At 68.7% G+C, this 16,240-nt stretch carries 14 protein-coding genes; 2 read left to right on the plus strand and 12 right to left on the minus strand.

The features are described 5' to 3' along the window. Positions 1-12: 12 nt before the first annotated feature. A complete protein-coding gene (locus tag D3877_RS27805; RefSeq protein WP_119834013.1) occupies positions 13-1,431 on the minus strand; it encodes a hypothetical protein in 1,419 nt (472 codons plus the stop codon). After that, positions 1,428-2,534 carry a cysteine peptidase family C39 domain-containing protein gene (locus D3877_RS27810; RefSeq protein ID WP_119834014.1) on the minus strand — a complete coding sequence of 369 codons (1,107 nt, stop codon included), beginning with the start codon at positions 2,532-2,534 and terminating at the stop codon, positions 1,428-1,430. The genes D3877_RS27805 and D3877_RS27810 overlap by 4 nt, the downstream gene beginning before the upstream one ends. 350 nt (positions 2,535-2,884) lie before the next feature. Here D3877_RS27810 and D3877_RS27815 point away from each other — a divergent pair, with 350 nt between their 5' ends. Next, positions 2,885-3,289: a 6,7-dimethyl-8-ribityllumazine synthase gene (locus tag D3877_RS27815; protein ID WP_119834015.1), complete on the plus strand. Its 405-nt coding sequence runs from the start codon at positions 2,885-2,887 to the stop codon at positions 3,287-3,289. Here the strand turns inward: D3877_RS27815 and D3877_RS27820 are convergent. Next, positions 3,286-4,509, minus strand: coding sequence for a benzoate/H(+) symporter BenE family transporter (locus tag D3877_RS27820; protein WP_119834016.1), 1,224 nt, complete (start codon positions 4,507-4,509; stop codon positions 3,286-3,288). The two genes, D3877_RS27815 and D3877_RS27820, sit on opposite strands and share 4 nt — an antisense overlap. Before the next feature lie 114 nt (positions 4,510-4,623). Between D3877_RS27820 and D3877_RS27825 the strand changes: the two genes are divergently transcribed. Next, positions 4,624-5,325 (plus strand): GntR family transcriptional regulator, encoded by a 702-nt coding sequence (locus D3877_RS27825; protein WP_119834017.1) that lies wholly within the window; start codon positions 4,624-4,626, stop codon positions 5,323-5,325. A 13-nt stretch (positions 5,326-5,338) separates the two neighbouring features. Here D3877_RS27825 and D3877_RS27830 read toward each other — a convergent pair whose 3' ends face one another. The 9 genes from D3877_RS27830 to D3877_RS27870 all read right to left on the minus strand — a co-directional run bounded on the left by D3877_RS27830 (position 5,339) and on the right by D3877_RS27870 (position 16,087). Beyond that, entirely contained in the window at positions 5,339-5,575 is a 237-nt protein-coding gene (locus D3877_RS27830) for a formate dehydrogenase subunit delta (protein ID WP_119834018.1), read from the minus strand. 35 nt (positions 5,576-5,610) lie between these two features. Next, on the minus strand, positions 5,611-6,384 hold the full coding sequence (gene fdhD / locus D3877_RS27835) for a formate dehydrogenase accessory sulfurtransferase FdhD (RefSeq protein WP_238475134.1): 774 nt from the start codon (positions 6,382-6,384) through the stop codon (positions 5,611-5,613). Positions 6,385-6,401: 17 nt separating this feature from the next. After that, complete coding sequence (gene fdhF, locus D3877_RS27840; protein WP_119834083.1) at positions 6,402-9,251, minus strand: formate dehydrogenase subunit alpha; 2,850 nt, start codon at positions 9,249-9,251, stop codon at positions 6,402-6,404. 8 nt (positions 9,252-9,259) lie between these two features. After that, positions 9,260-10,849: a formate dehydrogenase beta subunit gene (locus tag D3877_RS27845; RefSeq protein WP_119834020.1), complete on the minus strand. Its 1,590-nt coding sequence runs from the start codon at positions 10,847-10,849 to the stop codon at positions 9,260-9,262. Next, on the minus strand, positions 10,846-11,343 hold the full coding sequence (locus D3877_RS27850; RefSeq protein ID WP_119834021.1) for a formate dehydrogenase subunit gamma: 498 nt from the start codon (positions 11,341-11,343) through the stop codon (positions 10,846-10,848). Before D3877_RS27850 ends, D3877_RS27845 begins: the two co-directional genes overlap by 4 nt. Positions 11,344-11,438: 95 nt before the next feature. Then, positions 11,439-12,389 (minus strand): LysR family transcriptional regulator, encoded by a 951-nt coding sequence (locus D3877_RS27855; protein WP_119834022.1) that lies wholly within the window; start codon positions 12,387-12,389, stop codon positions 11,439-11,441. Positions 12,390-12,474: 85 nt separating this feature from the next. Then, positions 12,475-14,274 carry a pyruvate, phosphate dikinase gene (locus D3877_RS27860; protein ID WP_119834023.1) on the minus strand — a complete coding sequence of 600 codons (1,800 nt, stop codon included), beginning with the start codon at positions 14,272-14,274 and terminating at the stop codon, positions 12,475-12,477. 262 nt (positions 14,275-14,536) lie between these two features. After that, positions 14,537-15,154 (minus strand): thiamine phosphate synthase, encoded by a 618-nt coding sequence (locus D3877_RS27865; RefSeq protein ID WP_119834024.1) that lies wholly within the window; start codon positions 15,152-15,154, stop codon positions 14,537-14,539. Positions 15,155-15,187: 33 nt separating this feature from the next. Further along, entirely contained in the window at positions 15,188-16,087 is a 900-nt protein-coding gene (locus D3877_RS27870; protein ID WP_119834025.1) for a LysR family transcriptional regulator, read from the minus strand. Positions 16,088-16,240 lie beyond the last annotated feature (153 nt).

Raw genomic sequence — 16,240 nt, forward strand, 5'->3', positions numbered from 1 at the left:
CGAAGAGGGACGTCATCCCTCGTCCGGCGACTCGCCGATGGCGCTCAAAATCGCGAGCCGCAGGGGATCCGCCTTGGCCGGACCGGCCACCAGTTCCAGAAGCCGCAGCGCGTAGAACAAATTCAGTTCCGCCGACTCGGCGGCGTCCGCGTCGCCCGCCATCTGCGGGTAATCCTTCAGCAGCGCCTGCGCCCGCACGGACACACCCTGCCCCATCCGCTTCAAGGTGTCGCTCACCGCCTGCCGCAAACCCAACGTGTCGGCCAGACCTTCGCAGCGGCGCAGCGCGCGGGCGTGATCCTCGGCGGCGGCCTGCGCCGCCTCGTCGACCACCGGCGCCGCGCCGGGCTTGGGAACCGGAATGGCCGACAGGATCCCGTCCGACGCGGTGTCGAGCACCGCCCCCGTCACCATCGCGCCGACCGCCGTCTTCACCGCCTCCAGCCGCTCCCGATAAATCGGTTCGTTGAGCAGATCCATGACGGCGTTGGTGGTGGCCACGCTGGCGACCAGCCGCTCGGCCAGCGCCATCGCCGCTTCCGGCGACGCGACCGCCGTGGACGGCGTCCCGGCTTTGGGTTCCAGGCGCGCCGTGCGCTCTTCCAGATTGCTGACCACCAGCCCGCTGAGCTGGGCGAAGATCACCGGCTGGTCGCGCCGCGCCTTGCCCAAATCCAGATCGTTCAGCACCCGCAAAAGATCGGCGGGGGCGGCGAGCCGGGCGGCGGCCACCAGCAACAGGGAATAGACGGCGGCGACGTTCTGCCGGGCCACGGCCTGGGCCGCCTGCTCGATGACGGCGACGTGACGATCCTCCAACTCCGGCAACGGCTTGGGCGACAGGTCGCTTTTCAGAGCCTCGATGGACAACCCGATGTCGAGGAAGACGGCGGCGTCGATCACTTGGCGCCGCAAATCCTCGTCGCCATGCAGCCGCCGCCACAGCACATGGCGGGAGCCGTCGCTCTCCATCACGCTCCGCAAGGTCTGCGCCGCCAGCGGCCACAGGCGACGACCGATGTTCAGCATCCCGTTGTGGTCGCCCGGCGCGACGCCCTGCACCTGCCGGTCAAGCTGGTCGAGGGCGTGGCGGTCGGCGCAATCCTCGATGATCCCCCACATCGGGTCGATCGCCCGGCGTTCGATCCGCCCGAGCGGCACGTCGGCCCCGCCAAAGCTTTCCAGCACATCCTCGAACGGCATGCACAGCACCCGTTTCAGCGTAGGGCGCCGTTCGGGCCGCATCTGGACCAGACGCGGGCGGATGCTGGCGAAGGTCTGCTGGACGTCGGGGTGGTCGCGCACCCGCTCCAACAGCTGGACGACCTCCAGAAACTTGTCGTCGGGAATCGCCAACAGCCGATGCTCCAGCGTCGGCAAAAGATCAGGAGGCGCGATGTCGGACGGCGCCGCATCCGGCGGCGCGGTCATGGGGCGCGGGCCTTGACCAGTTCGATCCGGCGGATGGAGTCCATGTCCATCTCCCCGGTTCGCCAATCCTCCAACATGCGGACGGAACGGCGATGGACGGATTTGATCCGCTTGGCCGCGCCCAGCATGTCCTCACGGCTTTCCTTCTTCGGCAGCAACGGGATGACGCGGAACAGATCGTTGATGGTCGCCGCCTGCTGGTGGCGATCTTCCGTCTGCGCGACGTCCCAGGCGGCGGTGACGTGCGACCAGCCATCCAACAACCACGCCATGCGTTGTGCGTGGCTGCGGATGACGACGAACTCCGTCTCCCAAGCGCGCATCAGCGGCCCGATGGCGTCAACCCGGCGCTGAAAGTCGGTCAGCAGTTTTTCGCCAATGCCGATGGTGTGCTGGGCGACGTCGGCGCAAAAGGCGGCGACCGGCGCCGCGTCGCTGGGAACCTCGTTCGACCAGCTCGTCATGCTCTGGCGGAAGGCTTTCAGCTCCTGCATGCCGCGCAGCAGGCGGCCCGGCTTGGGCGATTGCGTCAGACCGACGGGGGCGACCGCCGCCGCGATCTCCGCCAAGCGGGCGTACAGAAGATTGGCCTCCAGCTTCAGACTGTCCGCCGCCCGCGCCATCAATTGGCGGGTCAACCGCTGCCCCTCCTCGGTGCCGATGCCCGCCTTCAGCATCTCCGGCGATTCCAGCCCCACGGCCTTCAAGATGGCCAGCAGAAGCAGGTAATGGGTCAGCGTGCCTTGCTCCTCATCCTCTTCCAAGGCGCGGCGCGCGGCCTGCGCCGCCTGGGGACCGGCCAGCCCGCGCCGCGCCGCCTTCAGCGTCGCCCGGCGGATTTCCTGCGGCGAACAGGCTTCCTCCTTCACGATCAAATCATGCAGATAGCGGTCGTGCATCGTCATCGACACCATCTCCGGCACCGATTTCCAAGCGACGACGTAGGTGCCCATGCCTTCGGACAGGCTGGGGATCAGAACCTCCAGCTTGGAGCGTTCGCCCCGGCGCACCCGCGTTTGCGACAGAAGAGGCGTGGTGAAGGCGACGGCGGCCCCCCGCTCCTCAAAGGTCGATGGCGCGTATTCAATCGCACCCTTCAGCATGGCCCGCGTCCCAACTCTTCGCTGCGTCTCATCCCAACGCGCGCATCCCTTGCCGAATGGCCGATCACACGCTTGCCGGAAGACATATTATTAGACGCCTGTAAGGAAAGCGCCGGAATAAAATTGTTTTGAAATGTGTCATGGCGAGACAGCATGCCGCAGGCCCATCCGCTTGGCCGATGAACTTTCATCTTGCTTCAGCGGAGAACATTGGCTTTCCCCTTCAACCGCCAGACGCCGAAACGCCCCCGTCGGCGGCGGCGAGGCGCCCGAAACACTCTTGCGCTTTGCCCGGCGGGGCGACACTTTGACCGCGACGCAAACCAGCACAGCGACAGGAGTGGCGCAGGGTGAACAGCATTGGCATCGTGCTTGGACGGTTCCACACCAAGGAAGTCGAAGAGATGCTGGACGAGGCGCGCGCCGTCGCCGCCCGTCGGCAGCTTCGCATCGCAGCCGAGGTCTGGGTTCCCGGCTCCATGGAAAAGCCGTTGGCGATCAAGCGCCTGCTGCGCCGTGACGACATCGTCGGCGCGGTGGCGCTGGGCATCATCGAACGGGGCGAGACCGAGCATGGCAACGTGATGGGCCACGCCGTGATTTCCAGCCTCATCAACCTTCAGCTTGAATTCATGAAGCCGGTCGGCGTCGGCATTCTGGGGCCGGGGATCAACCCGTCGCAGATCCCGCCGCGCACCCGCCCCTACGCCGCCGCAGCGGTGGAGGCCGTGGCCGATCTGTTGGCCAGCGCCTAAACGGCTTTAGAACCGGCGGGGCGCCAATGATGCAGCGCGTGCATCGCCCCGCCGAACAGCAGCCCCCAAAAGGCTGAACCGACGCCCCAAAAGGACAGGCCCGACGCCGTGACCAGCAGCGTCATCAGCGCCGGAACCCGCTCCTCCTCGACCTGCACCGCGCCCAGCAGCGCCCCGCCGAAGGCCCCGATCAGCGCCAGACCGGCCACCGCCTCGATCAAAATCGGGGGGGAGCGCAGCACCAGCGTGGCCGTCACCGCCGCCAGACCGGCCAACAGGATGTAGCCGATTCCGCCGACCACCGCCGCTTGCCAGCGCCGTTCGGGCTGCGGGTCGGCGTCGGGACCGGCGCACAGCGCCGCCGTGATCGCCGCCAGATTGATCGTCGGCGCGCCGAACGGCGCGGTCAGGGCCGACAAGGCCCCCGTCACCAGAAACACCGGCGGCACGCGCGGGGTGTAGCCGAAGGTCGCCAGCACCGTCAGACCGGGGATGTTCTGCGAGGCCATCGTCACTACGAACAGCGGCAGGGCGACGCCGACCAGCGCCTCCCAGGTGAAGACCGGCGTCACCAGCGACAGGCTGGGCAAGGCGAAGCCGCTGAACGCCCCCCCAGTGTCCGGCGGGTTGAGCGCCATCGCCGCCAGCGCCACCGCGACGGCGGCGGGAACCGCGTAAAGCCGGGCGAAGCGGCCAACCACCGCCCAGGTGACGAGCACCAACAACCCCAACCCCGGCGCCTGCGCCATCGCGGCGAAGGGGGCCAGACACAGCTTGAGCAGGATCCCCGCCAGCATGGCGTTGGCCAAAGGCTTGGGGATCGCCGCGATCCACCGCCCCAACGGGGTCCACAGCCCCGTCACCATGACCAGGACCGCCACCGTCAGAAAGGCCCCGACCGCCGCCGGAAAGCCGCCCGCCACCGGGCCGGTCGCCGCCAACAGCGCCATGCCCGGCGTGGTCCAGGCGATGCTGATCGGTTTGCGCTGCCAACTCGCCAACAGGATGGCGGCCAGCCCCATCGACACGCCCAGCGCCGCCAGCCCCGACGCGATTTGCGCGGTGTCGGCCCCGACCCCGGCCAGCCCCTGAATCACCACGGCCACCGAGCTGGCGTAACCAACCAGCGCCACCAGAAAGCCGGTGGCCACCGCCGAGAGCGACAGGCCGGAGGAGCGGGGCGGCCGGGTCTGTTGGGGGGAAAGCGTGGATGACGGCATGACCCGTTCCTTATCCGACAGGGCGCCGGGAGAGGCGCGTGGACATTCGAGGCTTAAACCGATATATTGGATCCAATATCCACGCAAGCCTCTTTCCGCGAGAGCGCCCCACGCATGACGCAGCCGCCCGCCGACCTGTCCAGCCTGATCGCCCGCAACCGCCCGCGCTATCGCACGGCGACGGAGTTCGTCGAAGCTGCGCTGCGCGAGGCCATTCTCAGCGGCGTTCTGCCGGGCGGCCTGCCCCTGCGGCAGGAGGAGTTGGCGACCGCCTTCGGCGTCAGCCGGATGCCGGTGCGCGAGGCGTTGCGCCAGTTGGAGGCCCGCGCCCTGGTGGAGTTCCACCCGCATCGCGGCGCGGTGGTGGTGGAGATTTCCGCCGAGGATTCCGCCGACATCGGGGCCATCCGCGCCGCCCTGGAACCGGCGGCGCTGCGCCTGTCCCTGCCCCATCTGACCGCGACCGATCTGGATTTGGCCGAGGAGTTGATCGCCGAAATGGACGCGGAGGCCGATCCGGGGCGGATGGGGGAGCTGAACCGCCGCTTTCACATGACGCTCTACGCGCGGGCCGGACAGCCCCGGCTGCTGGCCCTGACCGAACAGCATTTGGCCGCCGCCGACCGCTATTTGCGCTTTCAATTCGCCGCGCTGGGCTATCACCCGCGCTCGCAGGACGAGCATGGCGCGTTGCTCGCCGCCTGCCGACGGGGCGACGCCGACGCCGCCTGCGCCCTGGTGGTCCAGCACGTCGCGCTGGCTAGCGAGCAACTGACCGCCTTCCTGAAGGACCGGCCCGCCACGCCCAGCGCTTGAGAGGCGGCAGACGTCAGCGCGGCGCCCGCAGCACGCCAATGGCGCCCTGCGCCACCGCGTGCAGATCGGCCCCGCCCGCGTCGGCGTGGGCGAACAGGGCGGCGCGCATCCGGGGATCCCAGAATTTGCGGATGTGAGCCGCCGTTTCCGCCACCGCTTCGTCCAGCGGGAAGCTGCTGAAATGGGTGGCGATCTGGTTGGCCATGCGCACCAGATCCCGGCTGCGGGTCGTCGCGTTGGCGTCGGTCATCGGCGGCCTCTCGTTCAAGCTCACAAAAACAATCCTCAACGAAACAGAACGACGCCGTCGTCGCGCGACAGCGCCCCCAGCGTCACGCCCGCGCCGCGCGCCAGATCCAGCGCCAGCGCGGTCGGCGCGGAGATGGTCGCCAACAGGGAGATGCTGACCGCCGCCGCCTTTTGCACCAGCTCGAAGCTGCATCGGCTGGTCATGACGACGAAGCCCGAGGCCGGATCCCGGCCTGACCGCGCCAGCGCGCCGATCAGCTTGTCCAGCGCGTTGTGCCGCCCGACATCCTCGCGCGCCACCTGAATGTCGCCCGCCGGATCGCACCACGCCGCCGCGTGAACGGAATGGTTGATCCGGTTCATCGGCTGATGATCCGGCAGGGCGCGGAAGGCGGCGGCGATGGCCGACGGCTCCACCGACAGGCGCGCGCTCACCCGCTTTGGCTCGCGCACGGCGTTGGCGAGGCTGTCCACCCCGCACAGGCCGCAACCGCTGCGCCCCTCCATCGACCGACGACGCAGCGCGCCGCGCAGAAGGCGCAGCGGATCGACGGTCATGCTGACGACCAGACCCAACGGGGTGTCGCGCAGGGCGATCCGCTCAAGATCGGCGGCGCTTGGGATGATCTCTTCGCTCAGGCTGAAGCCAACCGCGAAATCCTCCAGATCCGCCGGGGTCGCCATCATCACCGCGTGCGAACGCCCGTTGTATTCCAGGGCGACCGCCGTTTCTTCCGCGATCTGCCACGTCACCGGCGCCGCCGCGCCCACGGATGGAACGGCGAGGCCAAGGACGGGGATGGAGCGCACGCGCGACACCGCCCGCGCTATTCCGCCGCCGAGACGGCGGCGGTGGAGACGCGTTTGCGTTCCCCCTCCTGCCGGTCGCGTTCCACCTGCCAGTCGGACGGCTGGTTGCTGCGGGTGATCTGCACCGCCGTCACCTTGTATTCCGGGCAGTTGGTCGCCCAGTCGGAGTTCTCCGTGGTGACGACGTTGGCCCCCGTCACCGGATGGTGGAAGGTGGTGTAGACCGCGCCCGGCGGCATCCGGTCGGACAGTTGCGCCCGCAGCGTCGTCGCACCCATGCGGCTGGCCAGCGACACCAGATCGCCGTCCTTCAGGCCGCGCTGTTCGGCGTCGTGCGGGTTGATCTCCAGAATGTCTTCCGGGTGCCACGCCACGTTGGCCGTGCGCCGGGTTTGAGCGCCGACGTTGTACTGGCTGAGAATGCGACCCGTCGTCAGGATCAGCGGGTACATCCGGGTCGTGCGCTCGTCGGTCGGGATGTATTCGGTAATCATAAAACGGCCCTGGCCGCGCACGAAACGGTCGGCGTGCATGATCGGCGTGCCGGTGTGGTCGGCGTCGGTGCAGGGCCATTGCACGCTGCCCAGCCGGTCGAGCTTGTCGAAGCTGACGCCCCGGAAGGTCGGGGTCAGCCGGGCGATCTCGTCCATGATCCGCGCCGGATGGTCGTAGCTCATGGGGTAGCCCATGGCGGTCGCCAACGCGCAGGCCACCCGCCATTCGTCCCAGCCGACTTGCGAGGGCATGGCCGGGCGCACCCGGTTGATCCGCCGTTCGGCGTTGGTGAAGGTGCCGTCTTTTTCCAGGAAGGAGGTTCCGGGGAAGAAGACATGGGCGAAGGCCGCCGTTTCGTTCAGGAACAGATCCTGGACGATGAGGATCTCCAGCGATTCCAGCGCCGCGCTGACATGGCGGGTGTTGGGGTCGGATTGGGCGATGTCCTCGCCCTGGACGAACATGCCCTTGAAGCTGCCGTCGATGGCGGCGTCGAACATGTTGGGAATGCGCAGGCCCGGTTCGCCGTCCAGCGCCGCGCCCCAGACCTCCTCGAACAGCGCCCGGACGCCGTCGTCGGAGACGTGGCGGTAGCCGGAAAACTCGTGCGGGAACGACCCCATGTCGCAGGAGCCTTGCACGTTGTTCTGGCCGCGCAGCGGATTCACCCCGACGCCGTCGCGCCCGATGTTGCCAGTGGCCATCGCCAGATTGGCCATCGCCATCACCGTGGTCGATCCCTGGCTGTGCTCCGTCACCCCCAGCCCGTAATAGATCGCCGCGTTGCCGCCGGTGGCGTAGAGTCGGGCGGCGGCGCGAATCTCGCCCGCCGGAACGCCTGTGCGTTCCGCCACCGCGTCGGGCGCGTTGCGCGCCTCGGCGACGAAGGCGGCCCAGCGGTCAAAGGCGGCGACGTCGCACCGCTCCTCGACGAAGGCGCGGTTGACCAGCCCCTCGGTGACGATGACGTGGGCCATCGCGTTCAGCACGGCGACGTTGGTTCCCGGCTGAAGTTGCAGATGGTGGCGCGCCTGGACATGCGGGCTGCGCACCAGATCAATCCGGCGCGGGTCGATGACGATCAGCTCGGCCCCGGCGCGCAGCCGCTTTTTCAGGCGGGAGGCGAAAACCGGATGGCCGTCGGTCGGGTTCGCGCCGATGACCAGCACGACGTCGGCCTCCGCCACGCTCTTGAAATCCTGGGTTCCCGCCGACGTGCCGAAGGTCTGCGACAAGCCGTAGCCGGTCGGCGAGTGGCAGACGCGGGCGCAGGTGTCGACGTTGTTGTTGCCGAAGGCCGCCCGGATCATCTTCTGGACGACGTAAATCTCCTCGTTCGTGCAGCGGGACGAGGTGATGCCGCCGATGGATCCCCGGCCATGCTTGGCCTGAACCGCCTTCAAACGCTCGGCGGCGTGGGCGACCGCCGCCTCCCAAGACACTTCGCGCCAGGGATCGGTGATCCGTTCGCGGATCATCGGCTTCATCACCCGGTCCTTGTGAGTGGCGTAGCCCCAGGCGAAGCGGCCCTTGACGCAGCTGTGCCCCTCGTTGGCCCCGCCATCCTTGTGCGGCGTCATCCGCACCACGGTGGTTCCCTTCATCTCCGCCTTGAAGGAACAGCCGACGCCGCAATAGGCGCAGGTGGTCAGGACGCTGTGTTCGGGCTGGCCATGCTCGATCACCGATTTTTCGGTCAGGGTCGCGGTGGGGCAGGCTTGCACGCAGGCCCCGCAGGACACGCACTCGCTGCCCATGAAGCTTTCCCCCGCCCCCGGTGACACCGCCGAGGCGAAGCCGCGCCCGTCGATGGTCAGGGCGAAGGTTCCCTGGGTTTCCTGGCAGGCCCGGACGCAGCGCGAACAGACGATGCATTTGGCTGGGTCGAAGCTGAAATAGGGGTTGCTCTCGTCCTTGGCCGCCGTCGTGTGACTTTCGCCGTCGAAACCATACCTTACATTGCGCAGCCCAACCGCGCCCGCCATGTCCTGCAACTCGCAATCGCCGTTCGCCGCGCAGGTCAGGCAATCCAGCGGATGGTCGGAGATGTACAGCTCCATCACCCCGCGCCGCAGCTTGGCCAGACGCGGGGTTTGGGTGGCGACCTTCATGCCGGGCGCGACCGGCGTGGTGCAGGACGCGGGCGTGCCGCGCCGCCCCTCGATCTCCACCAGGCACAGGCGGCAGGATCCGAACGGCTCCAGGCTGTCGGTGGCGCACAGCTTGGGCACCGTGATCCCCGCCTCCATCGCCGCCCGCATCACCGACGTGCCGTCCGGCACGGTGACGCGGCGTCCGTCGATCTCCAGCGTCACCAACTCGCCCGCCGTCCGGGCCGGGGTGCCGAAATCCGTCTCGTGACGATGTGTCATGGCCTGGGTCATGGCGCGTCTCCTGCGCGGATGCCGGTTGCGGACGGCGAAGCCGTGGTGGGGCGGAAATCCTCGCCGAAATGCTTGATGGCGCTGCGCACCGGAAAGGGCGTCATCCCGCCCATGGCGCAGAGCGAGCCGTCGAGCATCACCTCGCACAGATCATCCAGCAGGGCGAGGTTGTCGTCCACGTCCTGCCCGGCGATGATCTTGTCGATCACCTCGACGCCTCGGGTCGAGCCGATGCGGCAGGGCGTGCATTTCCCACAGGATTCGATGGCGCAAAATTCCATGGCGAAACGGGCTTGGCGCGCCATGTTCACCGTGTCGTCGAACACGACGATGCCGCCATGGCCCAGCATCGCCCCTTGCGCGGCGAAGGCCTCGTAATCCTTGCGCAGATCGAATTGCGCGGGCGGCAGATAGGCGCCGAGCGGGCCGCCGACCTGGACCGCGCGGATGGGCCGTCCGCTGATGGTTCCGCCGCCATACTCGTACAGCAGTTCGTGCAGGGTGACGCCGAACGCCTTTTCGACGATGCCGCCCTGGCGGATGTTGCCCGCCAACTGGAAGGGCAGCGTGCCGCGCGACCGGCCCACGCCGAAATCACGGTAATAGTCCGCGCCGCGATCCAGGATGATCGGCACGGCGCAGAGCGACAGCACGTTGTTGACCACGGTCGGTTTGCCGAACAGCCCCTGCAAGGCCGGAAGCGGCGGCTTGGCGCGGACCATGCCGCGCTTGCCCTCCAGGCTTTCCAGCATCGCGGTTTCCTCGCCGCAGATGTAGGCCCCGGCGCCGACCCGCGCCTCCAGGTGAAAAATCCGGTCGGTGCCGTGGATGTTCTCGCCCAACCAGCCTTCGTCATAGGCCAACCGAATGGCGTGGCGCAGCGTTTCCGTGGCGTGCGGGTATTCGGAGCGCATGTAGACGTAACCCGCCGTCGCCCCGACCGCCAACGCGGCGATGGTCATGCCTTCGATCAGGCAAAAGGGATCGCCCTCGATCATCATGCGGTCGGCGAAGGTGCCGCTGTCGCCCTCGTCGGCGTTGCAGCAGACGAATTTCTCGTCGGCCTCGGCGTTCAGCACCGTGTTCCATTTGACGCCGGTCGGAAAGCCGGCGCCGCCGCGCCCGCGCAAGCCCGATTCCGTCACCGTCGCGACGATCTCCGCCGGGGTCATCGCCAGCGCGTTTTCCAGGCCGCGAAAGCCGCCATGGGCGCGGTAATCCTCGACCGACAGCGGGTCGATGACGCCACAACGGGCGAAGGTCAGCCGCTCCTGCTTCTTGAAAAAGGGGATCTCCTCGGTCAAACCCTGCCCCAGCGGGTGCGGCCCGCCGGTGAGGAACCCGGCGTCGAACAGCGACGGCACGTCGGCGGGCGTCACCGCCCCATAGGCGACCCGGCCCGCGTCGGTCGCCACCTCGACCAGCGGCTCCAGCCACAGCATCCCGCGCGAGCCGTTGCGGACGACGCGCAGCGGCAGCCCCCGGCGGCTGGCCTCGGCCCGGATGGCGGCGGCGACCGCGTCGGCCCCGACCGACAGGGCGGCGGCGTCGCGCGGCACGTAAATGCTGGTCAGACGATGGCTCATCGCGCGTCCTCCGCCTGATCCTGCGCCCGCAGATCCGCCGTCAGCGCGTCGAAACGCTCCGGCCCGACGCGGCCATGCAAAACCCCGTCGATCATCACGGCGGGGGACAGGGCGCAATTGCCCAAACAGAAGACCGGCTCCAGGGAGAAGGCGCCATCCGCCGTCGTTCCGTGCGCATCGACCGTCAAGCTCCGCCGCGCGTGGTCGAGCAGCGCGTCCGCCCCCATCGCCTGACAGGCTTCCGCCCGGCACATCTTCACGACATGGCGACCCGGACGGGTCCGGCGGAAATCATGATAAAAGCTGACCACGCCATGAACGTCGGCCCGCGACAGGTTCAGCGCCCCGGCCAGCAGGGGAATGGCCGCGTCGTCGATGCAGCCGAACGTCTCTTGCAACGCGTGCAGGATCGGCAACAGCGCGCCGCGCTGGCGCGCGTGCTCGGCGACGATGGACATGGCGCGCTCGGCGCTCCACGGCGGACAGACGCTCACGTCGGATTCTCCCTGCGGTCACGGGATGGGAGCATGCCGGATTGCGGAGCCTCCCAGCAAATTGGATTTGCTGATTGCGTGATAGGGTTTGGCTATCACGACAGCGCCAGCCGCCAGGGCGTCAAGGCGGCGGCGGTGGCGATGGCCACGCGCTGGCCGATGTCGTCGTCGGCCAGCGCGACCGCCAGCGCCTTGGCCAGTTGCGGCGGCGGGTCGCGGTCGGCGTAGGCCAACCCGACGACGTAGCTCAAATCCGGTTCGACCAGCGGCAGGGCCACCAGATCCGGGCGCGGCGGAACGCAGGTCAGAAGCTGGCCCGGCACCACGCTGGCGCAATGGCCGCCGCGCACGATGGTGTAGAGCGTGACGATGGAGTTGGTTTCCAACACCGGCTCCACCACCCGCCCTGTCATGCGGAAGGCGGTTTCGGCGATCCGCCGGTTCTGCATGTCGGGCGACAACAGGCACAGCCGCAACCCCGCCGCCGCTTCCCAGGACATGGCCCCTTGCGCGAGGGTCGCCTCGTCCAGATGCGCGCGTTGGGCCAACAGGTAATAGCGTTCGGAATAGAGCGGCAGGGTGCGGACGTTGTTCAGCGGCTCGTTGTCGAGATAGGTGACGGCGGCGTCGAGCGTGAATTCGTCCAGCCCGCGCTGAATCTCCCGCGAACTCAGCGAGGTGACGCTCGCCCGGATGTGGGGGAACCGCGCGGCGAAGGGGGGCAAAAGCTGCGGGATGACCGGCAGCGCCGTCGGGATCGCCCCAAGCCGCAGATGCCCGGACACCCCCTGCGCCAGCGCCTGCAACTCGTGATGCAGATTGTCCCGTTCGGCGACGATGCGGCGGGCGTAATCCAGCACCTTCAGCCCTTCCGGCGTGAAGCCGCCGAATTTCTGCCCACGCTCGACGATGGGAACGTTCAGGTCGGCCTCAAGCTGGCGGATGGCGTTGGACAGGGTCGGTTGGGCGACGTGGCAACGCTCCGCCGCGCGTCCAAAGTGACGCTCCTGCGCCAAGGCCAGAAGATAGACGAATTTTCGGAACATCACGCCGCTCGGCAAGGAAGACGACGCCATCCTGCCGCACAGCGGGGGAGCGTCGTCAACCCGGAAGCGCGATCCTTCCGCCCAATCAGGCGCGGATGCGGGCCTGATCGTCGGCGCGGCGGCTTTCCTCCTGGCCCCACTCCAGCAACCGGGCGACCGCGCCGTCGGCGGGAGGGAGCAGGAAGGGCGCCGCGCCCAGCAGAACCGCGCCGCTGCCGCCGTCGATGGTCAGCAAATCGCCGCTGCGGATGGTGATGTCCCCGACGGTCATCCGGCCCTGCTCCGGCTCGATGCGCAAGGCGCGGGCGCCCGCCACGCAGGGACGGCCCAGGCCGCGCGCCACCGTGGCGGCGTGGCTGGTGAAGCCGCCGCGCGCGGTGACGATCCCGACCGACGCCTGCATCCCGCGAATGTCGTCCGGCAGGGTTTCCGGTCGGCACAGAATGACCGGAACGCCGGTTTGCGCCAAGCGCACCGCCTCGTCGCCGGTGAAGACCACGCGGCCCGTCACCGCCCCCGGCGAGGCCGCCAGACCGTTGGCGATGGCGGTCGCCGCCACCTCTGGCGCCAGAACCGGGCGCAGCAGCTCGTCCAGCGCCTGCGGATCGACGCGCTCCACCGCCGAGCGGCGGGTGATGATCCCCTCCAGGGCCAAATCCACGACGATGCGCACGGCGGCGGCGTTGGACCGCTTGCCCGCGCGGGTTTGCAGGATGAACAGCCGCCCGGATTCCACCGTGAACTCAATGTCCTGCATGTCGCCGAAGGCGCGCTCCAACCGGGCCGACACCGCTTGCAACGCGGCGAACACGGCGGGCAGATGGGTTTCCATCGAGCGGCCCGGCAAAATGGTCCCGCTCGCGTCGCGGCGGGCCATCAGCGGATCGGGGTCGCGGATTCCCGACACCACGTCTTCGCCCTGGGCGTTGGCGAGAAACTCGCCGCACAGCCCCGGCTCGCCGGTCGAGGGATCGCGGGTGAACAGCACGCCAGAGCCGGAATCCTCGCCCCGGTTGCCAAAGGCCATCGCCTGCACCGTCACCGCCGTTCCCCAACTGTCGGGGATGCCGTGCAGGCTGCGGTAAGCCACGGCACGCGGATTCATCCAAGAGCGGAACACCGCCGCGACCGCCGCCCGCAACTGCTCCGCCGGATCCTGTGGGAAAGGCTGGCCGCAATGATCGAGCACCGCCTGTTGATAGAGCGGCAGCAGGAGCCGCCAGTCATCCGCCGTCAGATCGGCGTCGCGGACCAGACCGCGCGCGTCCTTGTGATCGTCCAACAACTGGTCGAACACCCGGCCCGGCACGCCCAGCACCACCGGCGCGTAGGTTTGGATCAGGCGGCGGTAACAATCATAGGCGAAGCGGGCGTCGCCGTGGCGCGCCGCCAGCGCGTCCACCGTGCGGTCGTTCAGCCCCAGATTCAGCACCGTGTCCATCATACCCGGCATCGACGCCTGCGCGCCCGAACGAACCGCCAACAACAGCGGCGCGTCCAACCCACCAAAACGCGCGCCCGCGCGGGTTTCCAGCACGCGCAACGCCTCGGCCAAACGCGCCTCGAAGGCTGGAAGGACGCGTTGCGCGTCGCCCTGCGCCGCCTGCATCCGCCGACCAACCTCGGTCGTGATGGTGAAGCCGGGGGGAACCGGCACGCCCAACCGGGCCATGGCGACCAGACCGGCCCCCTTGCCGCCCAACCGTTCCGGGCCGATGGACGCGCCCGACGGCGGCAACGGCGCGCCGACGCCAAACTCGACGATCCAGGAGGAGGCGTCCACAACCGGCTCCAGCGCGACAACGGAGGCTACGCGGTGATCCGTCGCTCGCGACGTTTCGCCGACCACACCCTCGATCATCCCCACACCCACGGCCGATTCCATGCGAACCCTCCAACGAGCAGCCTTTCGGGATGTCCCGAAAGCCCCAACTTTCAGCATGCGCCTTTGTCACCGCACTGCACAACGATACTATCGTGTAATTTTCAAGCTGTTGGAAGCGGGTAAAACTTGCCTGTTCTTACGTTTTGTTGATTTTTCCGAAGGGTGTGGCCGTTGTGCCGAACCCGATCCGGGCAAGAATCCGCGCGGCGGGGCGTCGCCATCCCCTTGGCGCGCCTGGAAAATCCAGCGTTTTCGCGTGAAATCAACCCAGCAAAGCCGCGCTCAGCAAGGCGGCGACCGCCGGGGGATCGCGCATCGCCAGCCCCATCACCGCCGCCCCCGCCGCCCCCACTTTTCGGCATTGGACCAGCGCTGCGGCGCTTTCCACGCCCCCCAGCGCGACGATGGGAAGCCGCGACTCGGAGACGACCGACGCCAACCCATCTTCCCCAATCAGCGGACCATAGCCGGGCTTGCTGGCCGAGGCGAAGATCGGCGACAGCGTGGCGTAATCGGCGCCCAGCGCCGCCGCCCGCGCCACACCCGCCGCGTCATGGGCCGACGCGCCGATCAGCGCGTCCGGCCCCAGCAACGCCCGCGCCCGCGCCACGTCGCCGCCATCGGGCAGATGCGCGCCCGCCGCCCCGACCGCCAGGGCCAGCGCCGGATCGCCGTGCAGCGTCACCACCGCCGACCAGGGCCGCGCGCGCGCCACCAACAGACGGGCCAGCGCCGCCCGTTCCCCCTCCTCCATGTCCTTGTCCCGAAGCGACAGCCAGCGCGCGCCCCGCGCGAACAGGGCGTCGGCCAGATCGGGCAGCGGCAGAGCCGCTTGGCGACGGTCGGTGATGATGAGCAACGGCGGTTCGGGAAGCGGCATGGCGACAAGCCCTTGCAAGCGCGCGGCGCGGCGTCAACCGCGCAGCGCGTCAAGTTTTTTCAGATGATCGACGGCGTGATCGACGAAAGCGCGCACCCGCCCCGGCATCAGGCGGGCGGTCGGCACCACCACATGCACCGGCAGGGGCGGCGGTTCGGCGTCCGGCAGCAAACGGACCAGCGCGCCGCTCGCCAGATCGTCGGCGGCCTGATAGGACAGCGGGCGGGTGATCCCCTGCCCGTCCCGCGCGGCGAGCAAGGCCGATTCGACGTGGCTGACGATCAGGCGCGGCGTCAACCGCACCACCCGCTCCCGCCCATCCAGCGTGAAGCGCCATTCCGGCGGCCCCCGGCGGGGGGCGTTGAAGATGATGGCGTGCCGACTCAAATCCTCGGGCGTGTCCGGCGCGCCATGGGCGGCCAGATAATCCGGGCTGGCGACCAGCATCCGCGTGACCTGCCCGACCCGCCGGGCGACCAGCGCGGAATCGCCAAGCGGGCCGATGCGAATGGCGACGTCCAACTCCTCGTCGATCAGATCGAGATTGCCGTCGGACAGCGCCAATTCGACCCGGATGTCGGGATAGGCCCGCATGAAGCCGATGACCAGCGGCGTGACATGCTTACGCCCGAACATCACCGGGGCCGTCACCCGCAGGCGACCGCGCAAGGGCTGTTCGGCGCCCGCCACGATCAACGCCTCGTCATAGTCGGCCAGCAGACGCCGCGCCTGCTCGGCCAACCGCCGCCCGGCCTCGGTCGGGGCCAGATTGCGGGTGGTGCGTTCGATCAGGCGCACGCCCAACCGTTCCTCCAGCCCGCCCAAGCCGCGCGTGACCGCCGCCGCCGAGCGACCCAGCCGCTTGGCCGCCCCCGCCAGACTGCCGACGTCGAGGATGGCGACGAACAGCGCAAGCTCGTCCAGCCGGTCCATCCATTCTTCCTATTCTGGCAAGAGTTCCTTGTGATGAGAGCGCATTCCCCCCTTGGCGCGCAAGTGGTTCCCTGTGGCGACGCTTGGTCCCACCCACGGAGATCCCGATGTCCACCCCTGACCTGACCCTCTACGGCACGCCCCGTTGCCCAA

Source organism: Azospirillum cavernae, from assembly GCF_003590795.1.
In the GTDB taxonomy this organism is placed as follows: Bacteria; Pseudomonadota; Alphaproteobacteria; order Azospirillales; family Azospirillaceae; genus Azospirillum; species Azospirillum cavernae.